The sequence below is a fragment of the Pseudomonas sp. LjRoot277 genome (assembly GCF_964253845.1).
In the GTDB taxonomy this organism is placed as follows: Bacteria; Pseudomonadota; Gammaproteobacteria; order Pseudomonadales; family Pseudomonadaceae; genus Aquipseudomonas.
Window position 1 is genome coordinate 5,327,950 of the sequence record NZ_CAXURI020000001.1, and the last position, 18,451, is coordinate 5,346,400.

The 18,451-nt window shown below is 58.4% G+C and carries 17 protein-coding genes and 6 pseudogenes; 9 read left to right on the forward strand and 14 right to left on the reverse strand.

What is annotated here, in order from left to right:
- Positions 1 to 28 precede the first annotated feature (28 nt).
- On the reverse strand, positions 29 to 514 hold the full coding sequence (locus ACSQ87_RS24980; protein WP_223431838.1) for a GyrI-like domain-containing protein: 486 nt from the start codon (positions 512 to 514) through the stop codon (positions 29 to 31).
- 67 nt (positions 515 to 581) lie between these two features.
- Entirely contained in the window at positions 582 to 1,244 is a 663-nt protein-coding gene (locus ACSQ87_RS24985; protein ID WP_436274600.1) for a LysE family translocator, read from the reverse strand.
- Positions 1,245 to 1,383: 139 nt separating this feature from the next.
- Here ACSQ87_RS24985 and alaC point away from each other — a divergent pair, with 139 nt between their 5' ends.
- Positions 1,384 to 2,595, forward strand: coding sequence for an alanine transaminase (alaC, locus tag ACSQ87_RS24990; protein WP_436274601.1), 1,212 nt, complete (start codon positions 1,384 to 1,386; stop codon positions 2,593 to 2,595).
- A gap of 123 nt (positions 2,596 to 2,718) precedes the next feature.
- On the opposite strand, the gene ACSQ87_RS24995 is transcribed toward alaC, so the two are convergent.
- Positions 2,719 to 4,071: a GntP family permease gene (locus tag ACSQ87_RS24995; RefSeq protein ID WP_223431835.1), complete on the reverse strand. Its 1,353-nt coding sequence runs from the start codon at positions 4,069 to 4,071 to the stop codon at positions 2,719 to 2,721.
- Positions 4,072 to 4,153: 82 nt separating this feature from the next.
- The gene (locus ACSQ87_RS25000; protein WP_046049516.1) at positions 4,154 to 4,687 is read right to left on the reverse strand and encodes a gluconokinase; all 534 of its coding nucleotides are present in this window, start codon (positions 4,685 to 4,687) and stop codon (positions 4,154 to 4,156) included.
- Between the two features lie 215 nt (positions 4,688 to 4,902).
- Here ACSQ87_RS25000 and ACSQ87_RS25005 point away from each other — a divergent pair, with 215 nt between their 5' ends.
- Positions 4,903 to 5,934 carry a LacI family DNA-binding transcriptional regulator gene (locus ACSQ87_RS25005; RefSeq protein WP_436274602.1) on the forward strand — a complete coding sequence of 344 codons (1,032 nt, stop codon included), beginning with the start codon at positions 4,903 to 4,905 and terminating at the stop codon, positions 5,932 to 5,934.
- Between the two features lie 15 nt (positions 5,935 to 5,949).
- On the opposite strand, the pseudogene ACSQ87_RS25010 reads toward ACSQ87_RS25005, so the two are convergent.
- Positions 5,950 to 6,056: pseudogene (locus tag ACSQ87_RS25010) on the reverse strand (IS110 family transposase); the annotation flags it as partial.
- On the opposite strand from ACSQ87_RS25010, the pseudogene ACSQ87_RS25015 reads away from it, so the two are divergent.
- From ACSQ87_RS25015 to ACSQ87_RS25030, 4 genes and pseudogenes are all read left to right on the forward strand, one after another.
- Positions 6,052 to 6,258: pseudogene (locus ACSQ87_RS25015) on the forward strand (chlorhexidine efflux transporter); the annotation flags it as partial. The pseudogenes ACSQ87_RS25010 and ACSQ87_RS25015 sit on opposite strands and share 5 nt — an antisense overlap.
- Before the next feature lie 47 nt (positions 6,259 to 6,305).
- Entirely contained in the window at positions 6,306 to 6,938 is a 633-nt protein-coding gene (locus tag ACSQ87_RS25020) for a glutathione S-transferase family protein (protein WP_046049512.1), read from the forward strand.
- Between the two features lie 40 nt (positions 6,939 to 6,978).
- Entirely contained in the window at positions 6,979 to 7,719 is a 741-nt protein-coding gene (locus tag ACSQ87_RS25025) for an NAD-dependent epimerase/dehydratase family protein (protein ID WP_223431833.1), read from the forward strand.
- Between the two features lie 78 nt (positions 7,720 to 7,797).
- Positions 7,798 to 8,045: pseudogene (locus ACSQ87_RS25030) on the forward strand (hypothetical protein); the annotation flags it as partial.
- Positions 8,046 to 8,317: 272 nt separating this feature from the next.
- On the opposite strand, the gene ACSQ87_RS25035 reads toward ACSQ87_RS25030, so the two are convergent.
- The 3 genes and pseudogenes from ACSQ87_RS25035 to ACSQ87_RS25045 form a co-directional block, all read right to left on the reverse strand.
- Positions 8,318 to 8,776, reverse strand: coding sequence for a methyl-accepting chemotaxis protein (locus ACSQ87_RS25035; RefSeq protein WP_436275115.1), 459 nt, complete (start codon positions 8,774 to 8,776; stop codon positions 8,318 to 8,320).
- 84 nt (positions 8,777 to 8,860) lie between these two features.
- Positions 8,861 to 9,637, reverse strand: a pseudogene (locus tag ACSQ87_RS25040) (PAS domain-containing protein); the annotation flags it as partial.
- Positions 9,638 to 10,054: 417 nt separating this feature from the next.
- Positions 10,055 to 10,927: a LysR family transcriptional regulator gene (locus ACSQ87_RS25045; RefSeq protein ID WP_436274603.1), complete on the reverse strand. Its 873-nt coding sequence runs from the start codon at positions 10,925 to 10,927 to the stop codon at positions 10,055 to 10,057.
- Positions 10,928 to 11,026: 99 nt separating this feature from the next.
- Between ACSQ87_RS25045 and gstA the strand changes: the two genes are divergently transcribed.
- On the forward strand, positions 11,027 to 11,629 hold the full coding sequence (gene gstA / locus ACSQ87_RS25050) for a glutathione transferase GstA (protein WP_436274604.1): 603 nt from the start codon (positions 11,027 to 11,029) through the stop codon (positions 11,627 to 11,629).
- A 24-nt stretch (positions 11,630 to 11,653) separates the two neighbouring features.
- Here gstA and ACSQ87_RS25055 read toward each other — a convergent pair.
- The 4 genes and pseudogenes from ACSQ87_RS25055 to ACSQ87_RS25070 all read right to left on the reverse strand — a co-directional run bounded on the left by ACSQ87_RS25055 (position 11,654) and on the right by ACSQ87_RS25070 (position 15,171).
- Positions 11,654 to 12,665: pseudogene (locus ACSQ87_RS25055) on the reverse strand (ABC transporter substrate-binding protein).
- A complete protein-coding gene (locus tag ACSQ87_RS25060; protein ID WP_436274605.1) occupies positions 12,662 to 13,204 on the reverse strand; it encodes a sigma-70 family RNA polymerase sigma factor in 543 nt (180 codons plus the stop codon). The pseudogene ACSQ87_RS25055 and the gene ACSQ87_RS25060 overlap by 4 nt, the downstream one beginning before the upstream one ends.
- A gap of 225 nt (positions 13,205 to 13,429) precedes the next feature.
- The gene (locus ACSQ87_RS25065) at positions 13,430 to 14,221 is read right to left on the reverse strand and encodes a phosphate/phosphite/phosphonate ABC transporter substrate-binding protein (RefSeq protein ID WP_223431828.1); all 792 of its coding nucleotides are present in this window, start codon (positions 14,219 to 14,221) and stop codon (positions 13,430 to 13,432) included.
- 8 nt (positions 14,222 to 14,229) lie between these two features.
- Positions 14,230 to 15,171 (reverse strand): annotated as a pseudogene (locus ACSQ87_RS25070) (fatty acid desaturase).
- A 348-nt stretch (positions 15,172 to 15,519) separates the two neighbouring features.
- Between ACSQ87_RS25070 and ACSQ87_RS25075 the strand changes: the two are divergent.
- The gene (locus ACSQ87_RS25075) at positions 15,520 to 15,936 is read left to right on the forward strand and encodes a GNAT family N-acetyltransferase (protein ID WP_436274606.1); all 417 of its coding nucleotides are present in this window, start codon (positions 15,520 to 15,522) and stop codon (positions 15,934 to 15,936) included.
- 138 nt (positions 15,937 to 16,074) lie between these two features.
- Here the strand turns inward: ACSQ87_RS25075 and def are convergent, their stop codons facing one another.
- Both def and ACSQ87_RS25085 read right to left on the reverse strand, forming a co-directional pair.
- On the reverse strand, positions 16,075 to 16,614 hold the full coding sequence (gene def, locus ACSQ87_RS25080; RefSeq protein WP_436274607.1) for a peptide deformylase: 540 nt from the start codon (positions 16,612 to 16,614) through the stop codon (positions 16,075 to 16,077).
- Positions 16,611 to 17,573, reverse strand: coding sequence for a YihY/virulence factor BrkB family protein (locus ACSQ87_RS25085; RefSeq protein ID WP_223431824.1), 963 nt, complete (start codon positions 17,571 to 17,573; stop codon positions 16,611 to 16,613). The genes def and ACSQ87_RS25085 overlap by 4 nt, the downstream gene beginning before the upstream one ends.
- Before the next feature lie 406 nt (positions 17,574 to 17,979).
- On the opposite strand from ACSQ87_RS25085, the gene ACSQ87_RS25090 reads away from it, so the two are divergent.
- Positions 17,980 to 18,357 carry a hypothetical protein gene (locus ACSQ87_RS25090; protein ID WP_033056806.1) on the forward strand — a complete coding sequence of 126 codons (378 nt, stop codon included), beginning with the start codon at positions 17,980 to 17,982 and terminating at the stop codon, positions 18,355 to 18,357.
- The last annotated feature ends 94 nt before the right edge of the window (positions 18,358 to 18,451 follow it).

Sequence of the window (18,451 nt, forward strand, 5' to 3'; positions counted from 1 at the left end):
ACCGCCGATCCGCCGCTCGACCCGCTCATTACGCTTTGAGCGGCAGCCAGATTTCCAGCACACCGGTGTTGAGCTTCGGGTTGAAGTCTTCGCTGTAGCGTTCGAATTCCGGCGCGTCCGCCGCCTGATAACCGGACTGCGGCAGCCAGGTTTTCCAGATGTATTGGAAGGTCTGGGGCAACTGATCGAGCGAGCCCTTGTGCTCGAACACGGCGTAGTGCTGAGGCTGGACCTCGACCCAACGGTATTTATCCGGCAGGTCGTCGAGCTTGCTGATTTCAACGCCGGCAATGTATTCAAAGCCGCCCTTGCCATCCGGATTGCAGCAGATGCCGTAGGTCACTTCGCTTTTTTGACCGGGGATTTTGCCAATCTCGGGAATGAATTTCTCCCAGAGATCGGGAATGCCTTTAGTGGTGTCTGCGGTAAATCGCCCGCCAAGTCCTGCAATGAGCAGGAAGTGCCCGTACTCGAAGCGTGGCTTGGCGGTGTCGTCGCCTGTTTGCTCATCCATGACTCAACTCCTGGAACAAAAAAGTGGGTTCGGCTGGGAGTATAGAACCCAAACCGAATTCGCCCAGTTACAGTGCATGCAACTGCTCGACAGCAACTGCGCCGACAAACTCGTTATAACCCGATAGGATCACGTAGACCGCGAAATAGCAGAAGATCGCCGCCGATGCCATATAGGAGTAACGCAGCAGTTTGTCGCCCAGCAACTTGCCGCCGTGACTCGCCGCGAAGCACAAAGCCACGCACCAGAGCACCCCGGCGCACAGAAATCCGCCAAGAAACAGCGCCGAGCTGAGGGCGCCACCGCCGCCGGATCGAGCGATCAATGTGCCGCCCACCGCCGCGAACCAGAGAATGGCGCTGGGAGACGACATGGCGAGGAAGATCCCGCGAAAAAACTCTCGCCGATGGGAGTTCTGACCCACGTCTTCGGCCTGCGCCAGTACCGCTTCATGGTGGATCGCCGAATAGATCATCTTCGCCGCGAAGTAGAACAACAGCGCCGAACCTCCGATCCACAGCACCCAGCGCACGCTTTCGTATTGCAGCAAAACGGTCATCCCGGCCAAGGCCAGCACGGCGTAGATCAGGTCGCCGACACAGGTCCCCAAACCCAGCGCAAAGCCTTGAAAATAGCCACGTTGCATCGCCAACGTGATCATCGCGATGTTGGCCACGCCGATGTCCAGGCACAGCGAAAGGCTCAGCAAGAAGCCACTGGTAAATTCCATCAACCGATTTCCTTCGGATAAATTTGTTTACATAGTCGCTGGACAGTTTGCCACATCAGCCCTTACATTCCGCCACAGGTCACCGCAGTGACCAGCGTCGCTCGGACGGTTCCGGGCGCTCACGTTATCCGAGGCAATAATGGCTAACCCAGGTTCGCCGCGCCGCTTTGCGCGCATAGATCGACTCCCCCCTTACGTATTCAACATCACTGCCGAACTGAAGATGGCCGCCCGTCGTCGTGGCGAAGACATCATCGACTTCAGCATGGGCAACCCTGATGGCCCTACTCCGCCGCACATCGTCGAAAAACTGGTCACCGTCGCCCAGCGCGAAGACACCCACGGTTATTCGACGTCCAAGGGCATTCCGCGTCTGCGCCGGGCAATTTCCAATTGGTACAAGGATCGCTACGAGGTCGACATCGACCCGGAAAGCGAAGCCATCGTCACCATCGGTTCCAAGGAAGGCCTGGCGCATTTGATGCTGGCCACCCTCGACCAGGGCGACACCGTTCTGGTGCCGAACCCGAGTTACCCGATTCACATCTACGGCGCGGTGATTGCCGGCGCCCAGGTGCGTTCGGTGCCGTTGATTCCAGGCGTGGACTTCTTCGCCGAACTGGAAAGCGCCATTCGCGGCTCGATCCCGAAACCGAAAATGATGATCCTCGGCTTCCCGTCCAACCCCACTGCCCAGTGCGTGGAGCTGGACTTCTTCGAGCGAGTGATCGCCCTCGCCAAGCAGTACGACGTTTTGGTGGTTCACGACCTGGCTTACGCCGACATCGTCTATGACGGCTGGAAAGCCCCGTCGATCATGCAAGTGCCGGGCGCCAAGGACATTGCGGTGGAGTTTTTCACCTTGTCCAAGAGCTACAACATGGCGGGCTGGCGCATCGGTTTCATGGTTGGCAATGCCGAACTGGTCAACGCCCTGGCGCGGATCAAGAGCTACCACGACTACGGCACGTTCACCCCGCTGCAGGTCGCGGCGATTGCGGCGCTGGAAGGTGATCAGCAGTGCGTCAAAGACATTGCCGAGCAGTATCGTCAGCGCCGTAACGTGCTGGTCAAAGGCCTGCATGAACTGGGCTGGATGGTTGAGAACCCGAAAGCGTCGATGTATGTCTGGGCGAAGATCCCCGAGGCGTATGCGCACTTGGGCTCGCTGGAGTTCGCCAAAAAGCTGCTGGCCGAGGCCAAGGTTTGCGTGTCGCCGGGCGTGGGGTTTGGTGAGTATGGGGACGATCACGTGCGCTTCGCGCTGATCGAAAACCAGGACCGGATTCGTCAGGCCATACGCGGGATTCGCGGGATGTTCCGGGCGGATGGGTTAGTCAGCAAATCCTGATGCCTGACACATAACAATGTGGGAGCGGGCTTGCTCGCGAAGCGGACTTACATTCAAAGTAAATGTTGAATGTAAGTCCGCTTTCGCGAGCAAGCCCGCTCCCACAGTTGTTTTGCGGTGTGCTTAGACGAACAGTGACAACAGCAGTATGAAGCCCAGGCCCACCACGGACAGGATGGTTTCCATCGCGGTCCAGGTCTTGAAGGTTTCCGCTACGGTCATGTTGAAGTACTGCTTCACCAGCCAGAAACCCGCGTCGTTGACGTGAGACAGGATCAACGAACCGGCACCCGTGGCCAACACCAGCAGCTCACGGTTCACACCCGGAATCATCCCCACCACCGGCACCACAATGCCCGCGCCGGTAATAGTCGCCACGGTTGCAGAACCGGTCGCGATACGGATCACCGCCGCCACCAGCCACGCCAGAAGGATTGGCGAAATCTGCGCGGCCACCGCCATGTTACCGATGACATTACCAACGCCGCTGGTTACCAGCATCTGCTTGAAGCCACCACCGGCACCGATGATCAGGATGATGGCGGCGGTTGGCGCAAGGCTGGCATCCAGCCATTTGAGCATCTGGTTGGAGCCAATGCCCTGCTTGTAACCGAAGGTGTACAGCGACAGTAGCAACGCCAGCAACAGTGCCGAGATCGGATGACCGATCAGGTCCATGAAAGTGCGGAAGAAGTTGCCGTCCGGCAGCACCACATCGGCAAAGGTCTTGAGCAGCATCAGGAACACCGGCGACAGCACGGTGATCAAGGTGATGGCGAAGCTCGGGAGATCGGCAGAATCGTCATCACGCGCCAGTTGATCCACCAGTTCCTGGTTAGGATGACCCGGAATGTACTTGGCGATGAACGTGCCGTAGATCGGGCCGGCGATGATGGCCGTCGGCAGCGCAACGATCAGACCGTACAGAATGGTTTTACCGATGTCGGCACCGAACACGCCGATGGCCAGCAACGGACCCGGGTGCGGCGGAACCAGACCGTGCACGGCGGACAGACCGGCCAGCAGCGGGATACCGATCTTGATGATCGACACGCCGGTACGCCGGGCCACGATGAACACCAGCGGGATCAGCAGCACGAAGCCGATTTCGAAGAACAGCGGAATGCCGACCAGGAAGGCCGCGAACATCATCGCCCACTGCACCTTGTCCTTGCCGAACGCGCGAATCAGGGTTTGGGCAATCTGATCCGCCCCGCCCGACTCGGCCATCATTTTGCCGAGCATGGTGCCCAGCGCCAGGATGATCCCGACGAACCCGAGCACCCCACCGAAGCCGTCCTGGAACGCCTTGATGATGGTGCCGATCGGCATGCCGGAGGTCAGCCCGAGAAAGGCTGCGGCGATGATCAGGGCAATGAACGGGTGAAACTTGAACTTGGTAATCAGGACGATAAGCCCGATCACCGTGACCACTGCATCGAGCAGCAGGAACGTCTCGTGGGACATGCCAAACATTAGGGGTGTCTCCTGGTTGTTGTTGTTATTAAAGCGGGGAATTCGCAAGCCATCAGGACAGCGCTATCTCTTCGAGCAAAACTCATACGGCGTGTTTCAGGCCATGAGCCTGCCACCAGTCGTGAGCTTGCTTCGCCAATTGGTCGACGCTGTGGTTCGAAGCGTCCAGAGCCAGGGTCAGGGGCTCGCCAACGGGCGATTCAAGGGTGGCGAACTGGCTGTCGATCAGCGTCGACGGCATGAAGTGGCCCGGTCGATGGGAGACACGATCGGCGGCGACTTCAGGGGTCAGTTCCAGGAACACGAAGCCCAGGCCCGGCAAGGCGCTGCGCAGACGTTCACGGTAAATGTGTTTGAGGGCCGAACAGGTCAGCACCGGGCGTTCGCCCTTGGCGTCAATGCGGCGCAATTCATCGCACAGGCTGTCGAGCCAGCCGGCACGGTCGTCGTCGTTCAGGGGGATACCCGCGCTCATCTTTTCGATATTGGCGGCAGGGTGGAAAGTGTCGCCTTCAATGGCGGTCGCGCCGCTGAGTTGGCACAAGGCCTCGCTGACGCAAGTCTTGCCGCAACCGGCAACGCCCATGATGACCAGGGCGGTGATGGGATGATTCATGTAACACCTCAGCGCGCAGACAGCGCTACCTTTGCCAGTTATGACTCTAGAGCAAAAGCAGAAGTTGCCGACGCCTTCTTGTCATTTTTGTGGGTTGCAGCATGTTCGTTCCCAACGCCAAAAAACGGGGATCAGGCAAACCCCGCTCACGCATTTGCAGCTGCGTCGAGACAGCGCTACCTTAGTGCCTCGAATTTTGTTTGGCAAGCCGTCCGATGATCTCTCCTAAAAACGATAAAAATACGCGCACCACTGGCCGCCCCACTTTGAACGAAGTCGCACGCCTGGCCGGTGTCAGCCCGATCACCGCCTCTCGCGCCCTGCGCGGGGTCAGCACGGTGGCCACCGAACTGGTGGAAAAAGTGCAGAAAGCGGCGCTTGACCTCAACTACGTGGTCAACCCCGCCGCCCGCGCGTTAGCCTCGGCCCAGAGCCATTCGGTGGTGGTTTTGGTGCCGTCGCTGTCCAACTTGTTGTTCATCGACACGCTGGAAGCCATTCATCAGGTTTTGCGCCAAAAAGGCTTCGAAGTGCTGATCGGGAACTTCCATTACTCACGTGATGAAGAAGAAAACCTGCTGCGCAACTACATGGCGTATCAACCTCGCGGTTTGCTGCTGACCGGTTTCGACCGCACCGAAAGTTCGCGCCGGATGATCGAGGCCAGCAACATTCCGTGTGTGTACATGATGGAACTGGACAGCGCCGCCGGCCTGAATTGCGTGGGTTTTTCGCAACTCGCGGCTGGCGAGACAGCGGCCGGGCATTTGCTGTCGCGCGGTCGTAAGCGTCTGGCCTACATCGGCGCGCAACTCGATCAACGCACGTTGCTGCGCGGCGAAGGTTTCCGCAAAGCCCTGCAAAAGGCCGGTTTGTATGACCCGGACCTGGAAGTGCTGACACCTCGCGCCTCCTCCGTCGGCCTTGGTGGCGAACTGTTCCTGCAACTGCTCGCCACTCATCCCGATGTCGATGCGATCTTCTTCGGCAACGACGACCTGGCCCAGGGCGCACTGCTCGAAGCCATGCGCTGCGGGATCAAGATCCCCGAACAAGTGGCGATCCTCGGCTTCAACGACCTGCCGGCCTCGGCCCACATGGTGCCGCGCCTGAGCAGCATCAGCACCCCGCGAGAAGCCATCGGACGCCGCGCGGCGGAGCAGATGTTGACGTTGATGGCGGGTAATACGGTTGCGAAACCGGTGCAGGACATGGGGTTTGAGTTGAAGGTGCGCGAGAGTACTTAGCCACTGTGGGAGATTCTATGTTGCAGGGCAACCCCGCAACTTCAGGCCGGGTGGTATTCGCTCTGATTTTTCATCAGGGCAAATGCCACCCGGCAGAGCTTCCGGGCAAGGGCCACCAATGCCGTGGGTTTTCAACTAATCTTGTTAGTGTTCCTCATCCCGTTGATCGCCTGGTGGATGAACATCAGCCTGGTGCAAGCCTTCCTGCTGGACGCGGCGCTGATCATTTTCATCCCGTGCTACACCTTCGCCTTCAACTGGCTGTTTGATCGCACGTTTGGTTTGCCAACTTCGGCGCTGCCGGACCCGGTTCGAAAACGCTGAATGTCTGTTAGATTCCTGAAGCGTCGAATCGCTAACGGAGTAGCTCAATGGAACATGCACTGAAGATTCTGGGAAAAGCCTCGTCCATCAACGTCAGAAAAGTCCTGTGGACCTGTGAGGAACTGGGTGTTGCCTACGAACGTGAAGACTGGGGCGGCGGTTATGCGTCGACCCACACGCCGGAGTTTCTCAGGCTCAATCCCAACGCACTGGTGCCCGTGATCATCGATGAGGCCGGCGTGCTGTGGGAGTCCAACACCATTTGCCGCTATCTGGCCGGCAAACACCACAACACCGATCTGCTGCCCCACGAACCGGCGGCCCGCGCTCGGGTGGAACAGTGGATGGATTGGCAAGCGACCGAACTCAATGCCTCCTGGAGCTACGCGTTCACGGCGTTGGTACGCAAAGATCCGGAATTCCGGGACCCGCATCACATTGCAGCCGGTGTACACGGCTGGAATCAGAAAATGGGCATCCTCGAGCATCAGCTCGCGGCCACCAAAGCGTATGTCGCCGGGCCACACTTCACACTGGCGGACATTGTCATCGGGCTGTCGGTCAATCGCTGGCTGATGACACCGATGGAGCGCCCCGACTACCCGGCCATCGACGAGTATTTCCAACGGTTAGCACAACGCCCGGGATTCCTGAAACACGGCTGCAATGGCCTGCCATAACGCCAAACCCGCAACACTCCTACCCTGAAAAGAGAGACTCATGAACGGACTCAACGTACTGCTGACCGGTGCCTGCGGCAGAATCGGCAAAACCTTTTTCGAAGCCTCAAAAGACCGCTACACCTTCGTCCTGACGGATCGCATCGAGCCCGACTTTGCGGTCGATGCGCCTCACCGTTTTGTCAGCCTGGACCTGTCCGACCTCGCGGCCATGGGCGAAGTATTGAAAGGGATCGACGTCATCGTGCACTTGGCCGGCATTCCTCACGCCACTGCCGCTTTCAATGAGCTGCTGCCCAATAACATTCTGGCCACCACTTACCTGTTCGAAGCTGCGGCAGCGGCTGGCTGCAAACGAGTGGTGTTCGCCAGCAGTGCGCAAACCATCGAAGGCTATCCGGTGGACCGGCAGATCACCCCGGGCATGCAGGTCATGCCGGCCAATCTGTATGGCGTCAGCAAGTGTTATGGCGAAGCGTTGTGTGCGTTCTATGCTGCCAAACGCAACCTTTCGACCATCGCGATACGGATCGGTGCTTTCGAATTCCCGGACCGTCATGAACTGACCAATGCCCGAGACCTGAGCGCCTGGCTGAGCCCGCGCGATGCAGTGCAATTGCTGCAACGTTCGGTGGAGGTCGAAGGCGTGCAACACCTGATCGCCCACGGCATTTCCAACAACCGCTTCAAGCGCCTGGATCTCAGCGAAACCACGCGGGTGTTGGGTTACAGTCCGGTGGATGATGCGTTTCAGACCTTCGATATCCCGATTGCGCCATAAGCCCATCGCTGATCCACCGTGCGGTCGGCCTCTGCCGTCAGGCGGCAAATGTTGACCTCAATCCTTCGTTATCGTCGAGCCGTAGAAGCATTCAAGGAGTACATGAGCAAAACACCGGAACAGCGGTTGCGCGACAGTATTTTGCAAGAGATGGGTCTGACGGAAAATGACCTAAAACCATGCCGCCGGAAAAACAACTGGCGATCGGTAAAGAGATTGCCGAGCGCATGCAAGACAAGACCAAACTGGCGCAGGTCGAGAAAGAAAACAGCAGCAGCGAAAATGGCAGCAGCCAGGTGGTCGACAAGTTTCTCGCTTCGCTTTAACAGTGCGGAAGTCAAAAAAGGGTCCCTTCGAGGGTAATGCCGATCAGTTATGGAACGACACAATCCGTAGCAGCTGGCGAAGCCTGCGTTCGGCTGCGAAGCAGTCGTAAAGTCAGACACTGCGTTGCGTCAGACCCACCGGGTACATAGGGTTTACGACTGCTGCGCAGCCGAACGCAGGCTTCGCCAGCTGCTACAAGGTTTGCGTTGCGGCTGAAATGGCTTAACTGATCGGCATTACCCTTCGAGGGACCCTTTTTAATGTGCCGCTATCAACTTATCTGCAACGTCGAATTAAACTGACTGATCGCATCCACCACATGCCGCGACCCTTGCTGAATCTCCAGGATCACCTCCCCCGCTTCGTTCGCCAGTTCCACGCCTAACCCGGTGCGACTCAAACTCGATTGCATGCTCGACACCGCACTCAATGACAAATCGTGATTCTTGCGCACCACTTCAACGATCTCCACCGTAGCCTGGCTCGTTCGTGCCGCAAGGCTGCGAACTTCATCGGCGACTACCGCAAACCCGCGTCCATGCTCCCCGGCACGGGCCGCTTCGATCGCGGCGTTGAGCGCCAGCAGGTTGGTTTGATCGGCAATGCCACGAATGGTCTGGACGATGGTGCCGATGATGTCGGACTGTTTGCTGACGGCATCAATGCTCAGCGCCGCTTCGTTCAAGTCTTTGGAAATGTCCTGGATGGTCTGCACCGTTTGCTGCACCACCTGAGAACCTTTCTGAGCGCAGGCGTCGTTTTGTACCGAAGTGCTGTGGGCCGATTCCGCGGCGGTTTGCAGGGTGGTGACTTGCTGGGTGATGTCGCTGGCGAACTTGACCACTTTGTACAAACGACCCTTGGTGTCGAACAGCGGGTTGTAAGAGGCCTCCAGGAAAACCGTATGACCGTGCTTGTCTTTGCGCTCGAAACGGTGCGAGTTATATTCGCCGCGATTGAGCGAGGCCCAGAACGCCTTGTAGGCCTGAGATTCGGCTTCGGCTCTATGACAAAACAGGCTGTGGTGCTGGCCAATCACTTCGTTGAGCGAGTAATGCATCGTCTTCAAGAAGTTGTCGTTGGCCGTGATGACTTTGCCATCCGGGGTGAATTCGATCACGGCCATGGAGCGACCGATCGCCTCAAGCATGCTCTCGTTTTCGTGTTCCTTGTAGGTTCTGGCTGAGATGTCAGTGGCGACTTTGATCACACTCCTGACCTGACGATCAGCGCCGAACACCGGCATATAGCTGGCTTCGAGCCAGATCTCCTTGCCGCTCCTGTTCAGGCGTAAAAAGGTCCCGCTCACCGGTTCACCACGGGCCAGGTCACGCCACAACCTGGCGTAGGCTTCACTTCGATAAAACGCTTCTTCGCAGAATATCCGGTGATGTTTTCCGCGCACTTCTTCGGCGCTGTATCCCATGGCACTGCAAAAGTTGTCGTTGGCATCGAGCACGATCCCTTCGGGGGTGAACTCAATCATCGCCATCGAGCGGCTGACTGCGGCCAACTTCGCGTTAGCCTCGGTCAGCGCGCAACTGAATCGTTCGATTTCCAGCAGGTCAGTCTTGTGACGTCGGTTAAACATAGTCGTATCACCTTCAGCGCGGTCTTTTGTTTGATGAAAGTTCTTTGATCTTTCAACAGCTCCACCACTACGTTCCAGGGAACAGGCACACGCATCCCTCCACAGGAAGGACTTGGTCAGGTGATCAATGATGTTTAATCGGAGAGTCCATGCAGCAACGCTCTTATCAAGACATCCTTCTCTTGATAGCCCGGAATCGGGCCAGCCCTAACGTTCTGATAAGACATTCCATTGACCGGACAGCTCCGTGTTGTTCAGCGTCGGTGCCTTGGGTTGCGCACACTTTTAACCTGTATGACGGCCTTCACAGGGCGGCCGACATAGTTAGTTACGAGTCAGCATAGACAGGCAAGGCAGGTAAGCAAGGCCACTATTCGGCCAGTATTGAGGACAAAATCGGTTCAGCTTCGGTATGCGTCATTTCTCAGCGAGCATGCCCATCAACGCCTGCACCGCCGCCGAAGGTTGCTTGTTCGCAGCGGCCACCAAAGTAAATTCGCGATCGATACGCGGTTTGACCGGCACCACGCGCAGCCCCTGAAGTTGACTCGGCAGCGTCATTTCCGGCACCAGCGTCACACCGATGTTTTCCCGCACCAGGGTGAACGCACTGCTCCATTCACGGACCTCGACCCGCACATCAAGCAGTTGCAGCCCGGCATCCTCTGCCAGGCTTCGAGCGTTGGTCGAACAACCGCCCGTGGCCAGTACAAAAGGTTGCTCCGCCAACTCCGCCAGGGAGACCCCTTCTTCATTTGAACGACGGGCCAAAGGATGACCGCCGGGCACCACGGCCATCCAGGCATCACGTCCCAGGCGACCGGCATTGCGCTCGGGCGCCGGGTTCAACACCACGCCGACATCCACCAGTCCGGCGCCGAGCAGTGTTTCCACTTCATCGTCGCTAACCTCCAGCGCGACCACTTGAATGCCGGGATAAAGCCGATTGAACTGACGCAACAGCGGCGGCAGGAAAGTCGCCAACACCATGGGGAAACTGGCCAGGCGAATCGTCCCGCGCTGAATGTCTTTGGTGGAATCGACAGTACTGCGAATGGTTTCCAGGGCACCGAGCATGGTTCTCGCATGTTCGATCACAGACAGGCCGATTGCCGTCGGCAAGGTCTGGCGGTTCTCCCGACTGAACAGTTGAACGCCCAGGGTTTCTTCGATCAATGCCAAGGCCTGGCTGGCACCGGACTGGGTCATGCCGACCCGCTCGGCAGCCCGGGTAATGTTGCCCGTGTCAGCCACCGCCACCACCATTCGCCAGTGCATCAGATTCATCATGGCAGTAGCTTTCCTTATGGCGGCTTTCTGAAAGATTAATTTTACCGAGGGTGCCGCGCACTATGACACTGGCGCAAATCCCCAGCCAGAGCCCTGCCGATGAAGTTGTATTACGCCCCACACGCCTGCTCGCTCGCGCCGCACATCGTGCTGCGCGAACTGGATTTGCCGTTCGAGTTGATCCGCGTCGACAACACCACCAAGCGAACCGCCAGCGGCGGCAACTTCCTCGCCATCAACCCAAAGGGTTACGTCGCGGCACTGCAATTGGACAATGGCCAAGTATTGACCGAAGGTCCGGCGATCCTGCAATACCTGGCAGACCTGCGACCCGAAGTGAACCTGGCAGCCGCGAGCGGAACGTTCGAACGGGTACGGTTGCAGGAATGGCTGAATTTCATTTCGACCGAGATTCATGGCGGGCTGGGCTGGCTGTTCAGTTCGCAGTTCCCGGATGAGGTCAAAGCGCTGATCAAGGAGAAACTGTTCAAGCGATTTGCGGTGTTGTGTCAGACGCTGGAGCGCCAGGATTATTTGATGGCTGACGGGTTCAGCATTGCCGATGCGTATTTGTTTACGGTGTTGCGCTGGACGCACCTGTTTGCCATCGATTTGAACGAGTGGCCGGCGTTGGCGCGGTTTCAGGCGCGGGTTGATCAGCGGCCAGCCGTGAAGGCTGCATTGGCCGCTGAGTTGGTGTAGGCCTCAAGACCAGGCACTACAAATTTACAAACTCGCACTCACCTTAGTGGCCACTTCACCGGGAACCCAGCCCTTCCACACCTGCGGCTGATCACGCAAAAACGCTTCCGCCACCTGACGCGGTTGCAGGCGCTTTTCGCTCATCTGACCAAGCGTGTGGTTCAGCAAATCGATCGGCAGGTCGACCTTTTCGAAGAACGCCACCAGGTCCGGGTACTGCGCCTTGAACGGCGCGGACACCCCAATCGCCAGGCTTGCCGGCATCGAACGCGTGCCTTTTGGATTCGGGTTGTTGGCGTCGGCCAGGGTCTTCCAGGCTTCGGCGTCGAAGGCCGGCTCGTCGAGTTTCACCAGTTTGAATCGCCCCAACAGCGGCGTCGGCGACCAGTAGTAGAACAACACCGGTTTGCCACGACGGATCGACGAAGCCACCTCGGCATCCAGCGCGGCACCAGAACCCGTGCGGAAGTTGACGAAGCTGCCGGTCAGGTCATAGGCCTTGAGTCTGACTGTTGACGATCTCCGAGGTCCAGCCGGTCGGGCTGTTGAGGAAGCGCCCACGGCTTGGGTCTTCCGGGTCGCGAAACACGTCCTTGTAGCGCGCCAGGTCGGCGACGGATTTCAGTTCCGGAGCGAGGGGTTTGATGCCGCGTTCGGGATCGCCCTTGATCACGTATTCCGGCACCCACCAGCCTTCGGTGGCGCCTTTGACCGTGTCGCCCAGCCCAAACACTTTGCCTTCCGAGGCGGCTTTGACCCACGCCGGACTGCGCCCTGCCCACTCTTCGCCGATCACTTGAATATCGTTCTTGGCCAACGCCGCTTCAAGGCTGACGGTGCTGCCCGGCAAGGTATCTGTCGGGTAGCCGTAACCTTTCTCGACAATCAAGCGCAGGATTTCGGTGATCAGGCTGCCACTTTCCCAGGTGATGTCACCGAAGTGGATCGGCGCAGTTTTCTCCGCGGCGGGAACGTGGGTTGCCACAAGGCTCAGGGCCAGCAGTGAACTGCCGAGCAGGGTTTTGATCGATCTCAAGCGGACCTCCGGGTCAGGGAATTCAAGGATTGGTTGGCACTGTGCCGGGCGCACAGGGCTTGGGTACGCGTCATGTAAACGCTGACCGAGCGTTGGGAAATGCCCAGTTCGGCGGCGATTTGCGGATAGGTCAGACCGTCGACTCGCGACAACAGGAAAGTTGCGCGAACCTTGCCCGGCAAGCGCTCCAGCGTGCGATTAAGGCCATGCAAGGCCTGGCTCAGTTGCACCCGTTCTTCGGGCGAGATCGCTTGAGGTTGATCGAGGTGTTGCAGCTGATCGAGGTGTTGGAGTTCCAGATCGCGGCGGCGCCAGAGCTGATAGATCAACCGCTGGGCAATGGTGGTGAGCAAGGCGCGAGGCTCGCGGATCGGGGTCAGCCCCGGCGCTTCGAGCAGCTGTAGAAAGGTTTCGGCAGCGATGTCTTCGACGCTGGAACTGGCGCCCAGATGCCGGCGCAACCGTGTGCACAGCCAAAGGTAATGCGCGTGGAACAATCCGCCCACGTCGTTGCGATGGGAAAGGTCGGTGCCGGACATAGAGGCTCCAAGGGTTAGGGGTCGCTGAATGTCCGGTGATCCGGTGACGCGATCCTAGCAAGGAGCCTTATTCATTAATAATACTTAAAAAGCATTTTTATATTCCATTATGAAATTAAACATCAAAAGATCGCAGCCTCGCTTCGCTCGACAGCTGCTACAGATGCACACCGATTTCCTGTAGCAGCTGTCGAGTGAAACGAGGCTGCGATCTTGTCACACCGCCTACCGCAATCGCCCATACCCCAGCGCTTCGGCCTCCTGCTGATAGTCGAGCACAATCTGATAGTCGCTTTCGCCGGCCGGTAATACCTCTTGCAGACCGAGAATTTCGCTGACTTCGGGCAATTCCTGCAACGCCGTGTTCATCACCTGCCGCAGCGCCTCGACCTGTTCATCGGTGACGGTCGCGGCGGTGATGAACGGTAAAGTCGGACTGAACGCACTTCGCGCAATGACCCGTAGGCCAGCCACTTCTTCTTCGGCGTGCCGCGCGAGATAGGCGAAGGTGACGCTGTCGATGGCCGCCAGGTCCGCTGTCCCTTCACGCAACCCGCGCAGGCTTTCGCGGTGGCTGCCGCTGATACCGACACTGGCGAAGAACTGCCCGTCTCGATGCAACGGCGCCAGTCGGTGACGCAGCAGGTTCATGCCGCTGTTGGAGTCTTCGCCATTGATCACCCCACGACTGTCGCGAAAGGCCGGCAGGCTGCGCCGTGGATCATCGACGCGACTCAACAACAGGCTGCAATGGTTGCCACCGTTGGCGTCCGGCAGTTCATAACGAGGACGACCGATGACCCGGACCCGACCGCGCAACGCGGTCATCAGCGGGTAGCCGCAGGTTTGGGTCAGCAGCAAGTGCGGGGACAGCCAGAGGTCCATCAGCGAAAGGCCCTCGGCGTTGCGGCGGCTGGCACCCAGTCGCTCGAGCATTCGTGTCAGCCAGCGCTCGTTGGCCTCGCGGATCGGCTCGGGGGCGACGTACATCAACAGTTCTGCGTAGGCTGAAGTCATTGGATTTCTCAACTGAACGGATGCCGAGGACTGTCGATAGCCTTCACCCCATGCTGACGCCACAACTGGCCATAACCCTGCACCAGAAACCCGCCGCTGCGCGCCAGCCATTGCTCGCGACGCGCGTGGTAGGCGCGGGGCAAGTCGTACCAGGGCAGCCCCGGCAAGTCGTGATGCACCTAATGCAGATTGAGGTTGAGGAACAGCCAGCGCCACGGCCAGGCGGCTTCATTGATGACCGTCCTTTGCTCGGGCTCGGCGTGGGGACGGTGTTCATAGTAGGAGCGAATCATCGCAATCGATAGCGCCGGCACACTGATCAGCAACAGGTAATGCCACACCGGCAACACGCTGTAGCGGGCGATAAACAGCAACATCAGCAGGGTCAGCGCGCCGTGGCTCAGCCACATCAACCAGGCCTGCCGCTCACCTGCTTTTAGACGTTGCAGTTCCTCCCGGGCCAGCGCCAGCAAGGCCAGCGGTGCTCCGAGGGCAAAGCGTCCGAGCACAGTTTTGTTCAGCCAGAGCAGACTCTGTTCGAACAGTGAACTGCCCTGCCACTGCTCGGCGCTCAGGTAACGACTTTCCGGATCGAGACCGGGCAGGGTCAGGTCTTCATCGCGGTGATGCAGCAAATGGCTGTCGCGATACAGGGTGTAGGGATACCAGACGGCGAACGGCGCGTAGCCGAGGATCTTGTTCAGGAATGTCCAGCGAGTGGGGTGACCGTGAAGCAATTCGTGCTGCACCGATAACCAGAGCACCACCAGCGGAATCAGCAACACCGTGCTCCACCAGAGCCCCAGCCGATGGCTCCCCAAAACAATGCTGAACCAGCCGACGTACACGCCGACCAGCAGCAGCCAGGTCGGCCACTCGGTGCGCGCGGTCAGGCGTTGGCGCAGGGTTTCGATTTCTTCACGGTGGGCGGTATCGAAGTAATGGGGCATGGCGTTGCTCAGATCGGGGGCCAGTCCCCTTCTGTGCAATGGCGCAGGGTTTTCTTGCAGATTATTTTAAGGATCGTTCCCACGTCGAGGCGTCGAACCGTCTGCGTGGGAACGATCATTTACCAGCGGCGGGATCAATGCCCGAACACATCCACCTTCTTGGCCTTCTTGTCCGCGCGCTTTTCATCGGCGGTTTTTGCCGGTTTCTTCTTCGCTGCTTTTTTTGAATCCATGCCTTTGGCCATGATACGTACTCCACTCATACGGGGTGTGGGATCAGGTATACACCTATCGCTGCGCGCACGTTCTTTTATAATCGCCCGCTTTGCGCACCGACAGTCGAAGACCATGCCCAGCACCCAGTACACCTTGCTCGCCGAGCCTTTGTGGCCCTTGATGAACAAGTTTTATCGCGCTCACCAATCGTCGATGAAAGCCGTCCGCGACGCTCAACTGTGGGTGGCCAGGCGCGAGGAGATCATTGGCGCACTGTGTTTGCGACCGGTGGCGGACGGGCATTGGTTGACGGGTTTGTTTGTCGATCCGACCTGCCGTGAACAGGGCATCGCTGCGGCGCTGATCGCCGAGGCACTCAAGGAGCTTGAAGGCCCGGTGTGGCTGTTTTGTCATCCGGACTTGCGCGGGTTTTATGAACGTCGCGGTTTTACCTTCGACCCGCCACTGCCCTACTCCATGGCGGAACGCTTGAGCCGCTATGCGCGCAGCAAACCGATGATCGCCATGGGATTGGAACCGGCCAGATAACGCTCTAAAGCCTTATGAAGATCAAAATGTGGGAGCGAGCCTGCTCGCGATGGCAATGTGTCAGTCGCAAACAATATTAGCTGACCCGCCCTCATCGCGAGCAGGCTCACTCCCACAGGGTTTTGTGGTGTTTTCGAATCAGTCGTCTGCGTTCGGGTCGAGATCCGGGAACATCACTTCGGTAAACCCGAACTTGCTGAAGTCACTGATGCGCGAGGGGTATAACCGGCCGATCAGGTGATCGCATTCATGCTGCACTACCCGTGCGTGGAAGCCTGAAGCGATGCGTACGATCGGTTGCCCTTTGGGATCGAAACCTTCGTACCGAATCTGCTGATAGCGATCCACCGCGCCGCGCAGGCCGGGCACCGACAGGCAGCCTTCGAAACCCTCTTCCAGCGTCGGGGTCAACGGTGTGATCAGCGGGTTGATCAGAATCGTCTGCGGTACGGCTTCGGCATCCGGATAGCGTTCGCTGTGCTCGAAACCGAAGATCACCAGTTGCAGGTCGACGCCGATCTGCGGTGCGGCCAGGCCAACCCCGCCAACGCTTTCCATGGTCTGGAACATGTCGTCGATCAGTTGCCACAGCTCGGGGCTGTCGAACATTTCGGCCGGCACCGGCGGGGCGATGCGCAACAGACGCTCGTCGCCCATTTTCAGGATTTCACGGATCATTTGATGACTTCGTCAGTGGTCGGCTTGATCGAGTGGTCCCGACCCAGTCCCGACACGTGGTGTTTTTCTTCATGGCCGGGGCCGTGTTCGCCAGGGACCTTCTCGCCAGGGTCTTTTCCCTCGCTCGACATGTGCTCGATCACCGCGTTCATTTCCGCGCCGAGCAACAGCACTGCCGCGGAAATATAGAAGTACAGCAGCAACACGATGATCGCGCCGATACTGCCATACATGGCGTTGTAGTTGGCAAACATCTTGACGTACAGACCGAACCCCAGCGACGCGATGATCCAGACCACCACAGACAACACTGCACCCGGGGTGATGAAGCGAAACTCTTGTTTGACGTCGGGCATGACGTAGTAAATCAACGCCACCGCCATCATCAACAGAATCACCACCACCGGCCAGCGCACGATGGTCCAGACAGTCACGATGAATTCTTCAAGGCCGACTTGCGAGGCGATCCATTCCATCACCTGCGGCCCGAGCACCATCAGCGCGGCGGCCACCAGCAGCATGCCAGCGATGCCGATGGTGTAGATGATCGACAGCGGGAAACGCTTCCACGCCGGACGGCCTTCGACCACGTCGTAGGCGGCGTTCATCGCGCTCATCATCAGCCGCACACCGGCGGAGGCGGTCCACAGAGCAATCACGATACCGACGGACAGCAAGCCACCCTTGGATTGCTGGAGCTGGTCGATGACCGGGTTCACCTGTTCCAGCGCCTGGGGCGGCAGGACCAGTTCCGATTGCAGGCGCAACCAAGAGAAGAAGTCCGGCAGGTGCAGGAAACCGATCAGGGCGATCAGGAACAGAATGAAGGGGAACAGCGAGAACAGCATCTGATAGGCCAACGCCGAGGCATAGGTCGACATCTCGTCGTCGACGAACTCGGTGATCGTGCGCACCATGACACGGTGCAGGCGCTGACCTTTCATGTGTGGGAAAAACATTAGCGTCTCCTTTCGCCGCAAATTTGGTCGAAGTCGTGGCGACTCAGGGGCCGTTTTCTACATCAAAGTAGCCTACTTGGCGAGTTTGAAACAATTTCCTTGTGCAAGTTCAGGCTGACACAAAAACGACCATCCGCGGATGGCCGTTTCTGTTGCTCATCAAAGGCCTGATCATGCCTTGTCGATGCCTTTTTTGAGTGCTGCTCATAGTGTTTCTCCTGTGAACAATTCAACGGGAAAGTCGTTACACAAGGTTGACCGAAGGCGTTTGCACGGAGTTTCATTTATTTTCAGGGCGACATTTCATCGTTCAGTGCAGGTTGGGCTTTATGTTTGCCGACCAACCCCCGAGAATGCGCAACGTATTCAGGCCATGGCGCTGAAGATCCAATCCCGTAGGAATGTTATGAAACTCGATAAAAAGCAGGCCATTGCCCGCAGAAACCAGGAACTTGGCGGTGCTGTGCTTGGCGTCAACAACTGCCATTTCACCGAATTGAACCGCAACCGCAACATCTGGTGGTTCGATATTCCGGTCGCGCGGCTGGCCATTGGTCAGTACGAGTGGGTTCACCTGCTGATGCACACCCCGGATACCGACGAACTGTTGCACCTGAAAGTGCCGACGGTATTCCTGCGCGAGAAGCTGGAAGGTCTGGTGGTGCGCAACGAAGGCAAGCGTAAAGCAGCCTTGAGCCTGGAACTGAGCGCCGACAAGGACTCGTACCTCCAGGACATGCGCCCGGCGGGTACCAACGTCAATTTCGCGCAGTTCCGCCTGTAACAGCGATCCCCTGTGGCGAGGGAGCTTGCTCCCGCTCGACTGCGAAGCAGTCGCCATCCAGGCGATGGAGATACATCAGAAGTATCGCGGTGTC

Bases quoted from the DNA above. Each gene is read 5' to 3' on its own strand.
- ACSQ87_RS25060 (WP_436274605.1), bottom strand. From the start codon at position 13,204: ATGTCCGGCACCGACCTTTCCCATCGCAACGACGTGGGCGGATTGTTC.
- ACSQ87_RS25065 (WP_223431828.1), bottom strand. From the start codon at position 14,221: ATGACTTCAGCCTACGCAGAACTGTTGATGTACGTCGCCCCCGAGCCG.
- ACSQ87_RS24985 (WP_436274600.1), bottom strand. From the start codon at position 1,244: ATGGAATTTACCAGTGGCTTCTTGCTGAGCCTTTCGCTGTGCCTGGAC.
- ACSQ87_RS24995 (WP_223431835.1), bottom strand. From the start codon at position 4,071: ATGTTTGGCATGTCCCACGAGACGTTCCTGCTGCTCGATGCAGTGGTC.
- ACSQ87_RS25000 (WP_046049516.1), bottom strand. From the start codon at position 4,687: ATGAATCATCCCATCACCGCCCTGGTCATCATGGGCGTTGCCGGTTGC.
- ACSQ87_RS25005 (WP_436274602.1), top strand. From the start codon at position 4,903: ATGATCTCTCCTAAAAACGATAAAAATACGCGCACCACTGGCCGCCCC.
- ACSQ87_RS25090 (WP_033056806.1), top strand. From the start codon at position 17,980: ATGAAACTCGATAAAAAGCAGGCCATTGCCCGCAGAAACCAGGAACTT.
- ACSQ87_RS24980 (WP_223431838.1), bottom strand. From the start codon at position 514: ATGGATGAGCAAACAGGCGACGACACCGCCAAGCCACGCTTCGAGTAC.
- alaC (WP_436274601.1), top strand. From the start codon at position 1,384: ATGGCTAACCCAGGTTCGCCGCGCCGCTTTGCGCGCATAGATCGACTC.
- ACSQ87_RS25045 (WP_436274603.1), bottom strand. From the start codon at position 10,927: ATGATGAATCTGATGCACTGGCGAATGGTGGTGGCGGTGGCTGACACG.
- ACSQ87_RS25020 (WP_046049512.1), top strand. From the start codon at position 6,306: ATGGAACATGCACTGAAGATTCTGGGAAAAGCCTCGTCCATCAACGTC.
- ACSQ87_RS25025 (WP_223431833.1), top strand. From the start codon at position 6,979: ATGAACGGACTCAACGTACTGCTGACCGGTGCCTGCGGCAGAATCGGC.
- ACSQ87_RS25085 (WP_223431824.1), bottom strand. From the start codon at position 17,573: ATGTTTTTCCCACACATGAAAGGTCAGCGCCTGCACCGTGTCATGGTG.
- ACSQ87_RS25075 (WP_436274606.1), top strand. From the start codon at position 15,520: ATGCCCAGCACCCAGTACACCTTGCTCGCCGAGCCTTTGTGGCCCTTG.
- def (WP_436274607.1), bottom strand. From the start codon at position 16,614: ATGATCCGTGAAATCCTGAAAATGGGCGACGAGCGTCTGTTGCGCATC.
- gstA (WP_436274604.1), top strand. From the start codon at position 11,027: ATGAAGTTGTATTACGCCCCACACGCCTGCTCGCTCGCGCCGCACATC.